The 3,962-nt window shown below is 69.0% G+C and carries 4 protein-coding genes and 1 pseudogene; all 5 read right to left on the bottom strand.

The window, feature by feature from the left end:
• A pseudogene (locus V5A19_RS13800) lies at positions 1-845 on the bottom strand (hypothetical protein); the annotation flags it as partial.
• Between the two features lie 145 nt (positions 846-990).
• Positions 991-1,635, bottom strand: a complete 645-nt coding sequence (locus V5A19_RS13805; RefSeq protein WP_332319955.1) for a MotE family protein — start codon at positions 1,633-1,635, stop codon at positions 991-993.
• Positions 1,632-2,078 (bottom strand): hypothetical protein, encoded by a 447-nt coding sequence (locus V5A19_RS13810; RefSeq protein ID WP_332319954.1) that lies wholly within the window; start codon positions 2,076-2,078, stop codon positions 1,632-1,634. The genes V5A19_RS13805 and V5A19_RS13810 overlap by 4 nt, the downstream gene beginning before the upstream one ends.
• Positions 2,079-2,109: 31 nt before the next feature.
• Positions 2,110-3,510, bottom strand: a complete 1,401-nt coding sequence (locus V5A19_RS13815) for a FliI/YscN family ATPase (RefSeq protein ID WP_332327954.1) — start codon at positions 3,508-3,510, stop codon at positions 2,110-2,112.
• A partial coding sequence (locus V5A19_RS13820; protein WP_332327955.1) for a FliH/SctL family protein occupies positions 3,507-3,962 on the bottom strand: 456 nt, incomplete at its 5' end. The genes V5A19_RS13820 and V5A19_RS13815, both read right to left, overlap by 4 nt.

Consider the following 3,962-nt stretch of genomic DNA (forward strand, 5'->3'; position numbering starts at 1 on the left):
GCCGAATCCCGGGCGCTTCCTTCCCCGGCCATTCCCTTGCCGGCCTCCCCCTCACCGCGTGCCGCGGATCCCCCTTGTCCCTGCCATTGACCGCCAAGCAAGTTGGCCAGGGAATCCAGGCCCTGCTTGCCGCCCGACTGGGGCTGCACCAGCTTCAGCCCGGTAGCGCCGGTCTTGGCATCGCCCAGAACCGAAAAGCTACCCAGGGAAAGGGCCGACAAGGAGGCGGCGCCCTCGCCGGCCTTTCCGGAATCGGCGCCATCACCGCCGCCCATCTGGGAAAGGATGGCGGCGAAACGGGCGGCCTTGTCGCTCTGGCCTTTGCCGGCATCGGCGCGGAGCAGCTCAGCCAACGAGGCCTCGCTATCACCTTCCCGAAACTGGGCGAGCAGATCCAGAACCGTCTGGCCATCCGCCCGGCCCTGCCCGAGCAGATCCCGGATCATGGCCATCAGCCGGTCGCCTCCTTCGCCCTCTACCGCCGGCTGACCGCCCTTCAGGCCTAGCTGGGCGAGCTTATGGGCAATTTCCGAGTCCTGGTTGCCGCTAAGCCGGCCCGGAACAGCCTTGCCTTCCCCCGGGTTGCCCGGACCTGGATGGCCGCCCGCCTGCCGGGCGCCTTCCAGCCGGACCGAGCCCTCGGCCCGGGAAGCACCTCTATCCCCGGGCAGACGGTTCGATCCATCGCCACCCCCCGAGGGCGAGCTACCCTTGCCGGTAGCGGCCTGCTGAAGCGCCCGATCGAAGCCGGCGCCCCCGCTCTTGGCAGACGAGTCGCCGCCCCCGCTGGTGCTGGTCGAGGGGGACGGAGCTGCCGGATTGAATTGGACAGGCATCTGGCTCATGGATTGGCCCTCCCGCTATCCCTCTAGCAAGGCCCGGGCCATTCGTTTATAACCAATAAAAACAATGTTCTAAAGCGGGGTTCTGGGCAGGAGGCAGGACGGCAATGCCGCAGGTGGGCAAAATTTTCCGGGGCGGGAGGCAGGCCTATTGGATGTCGTCGATCATCCCGGTCATGTCCTGGGAGATCTCGTTGGCCTTGTCGGGCTCCACGAAGGACAGGATGCGGCCGGCCGCTTCCCCCTTCATGCGGGACAGGAGCTTGACGGCCGTCTCGCGGTCCATCCGATCGATGCGCTCGGCCGCCTTCTGGGGATCCATGTTGGAGTACACGTTGACCAGGTGGTCCATCTTTTCGGTGCGGAGCTCCTCCTCTTTGTTCAGGGTCGTCCGGATCTGGTCGCGGTAGCGCTCCAGGCGGTCGAGGTCCTCGGCCACCTTCTCCCGCAGGATCTCCAGGCGCTCCTCGGTCTTTTTCCTGCGCTCGCGCTTGGCTTCAAGGGCCTCGCGGCGCTCCTGAAGCTCGGTGAGCACCTGGACCTCCTCCTCGGTGAACGCCCCCGGGTCCGACCGACGATCCGGGGACGGCTCCGTCTGCTCGGTTTGGTCGGTTTGCTCCTCGGGTTCGCCTTCGGGCTCCGCCTGGGCCTGCGCGCTCGCCAGGGGATCACCGGAGGGAACGCCGGCTTCCTCGCCCCCCCCGAATTGGCCCGCCACCATCCGCACCACCACAAGCCCGGCGATCAGGCCCAGAAGGATGATTCTCGGTCGGGAATGGAGGGAAAAGGTCATGGGCTTCCGTTGCTCGGGGTCTGGGCCCACCGGTTAAGCCGGCGACGCTCGGCCCGCTTGTCCTGATGCTTTTGCTCGGCCTCGAAGCGCTGGCGCAGCTGGTCGAGCCGCTCCCGCCGCTGCTCCGCCTGCCACAGCTCGGCCTGGGCGGCTTCCAGATCCCGGCGGCGTTGCTCCGTTTCCTTGCCGACGCGGACGAGCTCCTGTCGGTACCAGCGCCGGCCCTGCTCGCGCAGCTGCAGATCCGCCCCCCCTTGATCCACGCCCCCGCCGGGCGCCAGACCGTCGGCGGAGCGGCGGGCCTCCAGCTCCCGACGTTGGGCCTGCCAGCGCTCGAGCTCCGCCCGGCAGCGCGCCACGCGGTCCCGACACAGCGCCACCTGCTGCTCGCGCAGCTCGAGCAGCTTGGCCAACCGGAATGCGCGGCTGCCGTTGGTGGCCATCCGGGCTCCTTGTCAGGCGGCTGCCATCGGGCTAAAGGGGCGCGACGACGTCGGCGAGACGTTTCCAGGCATCTTCCAGGGTTTCCGGCTCGTCCACTTCCTGGCGCAGGAAGGCCTCCAGCTTGTCGCGGTGGGCCAGGGCCCGGTCTACCTCCGGGCGCTGCCCTTCCTGATAGGCGCCAACCTGCACCAGATCCTCCACCTCCTGGATCTGGGACCAGGCGCGCTGGAACTTGCGGGCGTTTTCCTCCACTTCGGGCGGCCGAATCTGCGGCGCCAGGCGGCTGATGCTGGCCTGGGGGTCGATGGCCGGGTAATGGCCGCGATCGGCCAGATTCCGGTCGAGCACCAGATGGCCGTCCAGGATGGCCCGCACCGCATCCGCCACCGGGTCCTCGAAGTCGTCGCCCTCCATGAGCACCGTATAGATGCCGGTTATGGAGCCCGGGCCCTCATCCCGGCCCGCCCGCTCCAGCAGGCGGGGAAGGAGATTGAGCACGGAGGGGGTATAGCCCTTGTCGATGGGGGGCTCGCCAACGGCCAGGCCGATCTCCCGCTGCGCCCAGGCCATGCGCGTCAGCGAATCCATCAGCAAAAGAACGTGCTTGCCCTCGGCACGGAAGTGCTCGGCGATGGCGGTGGCCATGAAGGCAGCGCGCATGCGCAGCAGCGGGCTCATGTCGGAGGTGGCGACCACCAGCACGGTGCGGGCGCGCCCCTCCTCGCCCAGATCCTGCTCCAGGAACTCGCGCACTTCCCGGCCCCGCTCGCCCACCAGGGCGATGACATTGACGTCGGCCTCGGTGTAACGGGCCATCATGCCCAGCAGGGTGCTCTTGCCCACGCCGGCACCGGCAAAGATCCCCATGCGCTGGCCCTGGGCAACGGGGAACAGGGCATTGACGCTGCGGATCCCCAGGTCCAGGGGCGTGTCAATCGGCTGACGGGTCAGGGGATTAAGGACCTCACGGTACAGGGGGGCGCTCTCCCCCTCCTCAAGGGCTTCCCCTTCGTCCAAGGGCTGGATGCGCTCGCTAGTCCCGGGGCCACCGTCACGCCCGGCACCCTCCTCGCCCGGCCAGGGCCGCCGGCAGCGGGGGTCCAGGACGCGCCCGATGAGATCGTCGCCCACCGGGACTTCGGGACCGCGCCCGGTGCCCGCCACCGGCAGGGCGACGCCGATGCCCTCGGTGCTGCCCACCGGCATGAGCTGCAGGCGGCCCTCGTTGAAGGCCACCACTTCGGCATCCACATCCGCCCGCTGGGGCATGCGGATGCGGCAGAGCTCGCCCACACGGGCTTGAGGGCCCTGGCTCTCCACCACCGGACCGACCACCTTGACCACGCGACCGTCCACCCGCCACAGGGGGGCCGAGCGAGCGCCTTCCAGAGCCCCGTCCCAGTCCGGAGCCGGCGCCTGGGGGCCGCTCATGAGCCCTCCAGCCCCTCGCCGACCTCGGCCGCCACGCGGTCCAGCTGGCTATCCAGCGTTGTCTGGACGATCCCGTAGTCGGTCTCGATGCGTACGAAATCGGCGGGCTTCTCGCTCTCCATGTGAAGCCGCAGGTTGGAAACCCCCGGATGGGCCTGGAGGCGCTCGCGCAGATCGTCCACCAGCCCGGGCGTGACGTCCCCCAGGGTCACCCGAAGCTCGCCGGCCGACTCCAGGGTTTCCAGGCCGGTCTCCACCAGCCGCTCCAGGTAGCCCGACAAATCGTCGTCAAGGGCCTTGCGCAGGACCCGCTCGCAGATGGTCCGGGTCAGCCGCTGCAGGGGCTCACGCCACTCGGTGACCATTTCGGGCTGGCCCTCGGTGAAGGTCTTGAGGGCCTCCTCGAAGCTGTCGAGGAAGGTGGACTGCACCCGTTCCATGGCCTCCCGGCC

It is taken from the genome of Thiohalorhabdus sp., from assembly GCF_036628635.1.
GTDB lineage: Bacteria > Pseudomonadota > Gammaproteobacteria > Thiohalorhabdales > Thiohalorhabdaceae > Thiohalorhabdus.